The organism is Bradyrhizobium valentinum (genome assembly GCF_001440405.1).
In the GTDB taxonomy this organism is placed as follows: domain Bacteria; phylum Pseudomonadota; class Alphaproteobacteria; order Rhizobiales; family Xanthobacteraceae; genus Bradyrhizobium; species Bradyrhizobium valentinum.
In genome coordinates this window covers 1-1,018 of record NZ_LLXX01000082.1, presented here as the reverse complement: position 1 = coordinate 1,018, position 1,018 = coordinate 1, and the positions used below count along the sequence as shown (strand labels likewise).

Sequence of the window (1,018 nt, the reverse complement as noted above, 5' to 3'; positions counted from 1 at the left end):
CGTGTTTGGTCCCGGGAGATTGGGTTGATGGAATCGGTGTAGATAGAGGCATCTGTTACGTCAGGGAGCGCCTTGCGTCATGGAACTGAATCTGCACGCCAACGCCACCACGACCCCGAAGGTCAGAGCTTACATCCAGCGCAGCAAGCGGTCGGTTGCGGAGCTGGCTGCCGAACTCGGCGTCGGCGAGACCACGATCCGCCGCTGGCGTGGCCGGACTACGGTCAGCGACCGCTCGCACCGGCCGAACAGGCTGACCACCAGTCTGGCGGCCATGGAAGAGATGCTGGTCTGCGAACTGCGAACGTCGCTGCAGTTGCCATTGGACGACATCGTCGAAGTGATGCGGCGTTGCGTCAACGATAAGCTGTCCCGCAGCGCCATTCATCGCTGCCTTCAACGCCATGGCATCAGCCAGTGCAAGAAGCCTGACAGGCCTAAAATAGGTGCCTTCGAGCAGGCGACCGTTGGCTTCATCCACATCGATCTGAAGCATCTGCCGGCTCTTGAGCGCCGCAAAAGCTATGCCTTTGTCGCGATCGACCGCGCCACCCGCTACGTTTATGTCGAGATCCACCTCAGGCGCGATGCCAGGACTTCGGCCGGCTTCCTCAAGCGATTCCTGGCCCATTTCCCGCATCCCGTTCATACCATCCTGACCGACAATGGCGCCGAGTTCACCGACCGCTTCGCCGTCGACATGAAGAACAAGCCGCCCGGACGGCCTTCCGGCAAGCACCCGTTCGATCTCGTCTGCACCAGCCACAAGATCGATCACCGCCTGACCAGACCCTATCGGCCACAAACCAACGGTCTTGTCGAACGCTTCAACCGCCGCATCGCCGAGGCGATCGGCCGGGAGCCCAAGCGTGGCAGCGCACGCCGAACCTTCCCCTGCCATGCCGACCGCGACGCCTTCCTCAACCGCTTCGTTGCCGACTACAATCGCACCCGGCTCAAATGCCTCGGCTACCTCGCTCCGCTCGAAGCTCTCGCCAATCTCCCGGGACCAAACACG

The 1,018-nt window shown here is 62.0% G+C and carries 1 protein-coding gene; it reads left to right on the top strand.

Annotated features, from left to right (window positions below; genetic code table 11):
• Positions 1–79 precede the first annotated feature (79 nt).
• Positions 80–1,018: DDE-type integrase/transposase/recombinase (locus CP49_RS13035; protein WP_057850655.1), on the top strand; the 939-nt coding region annotated here is incomplete at its 3' end.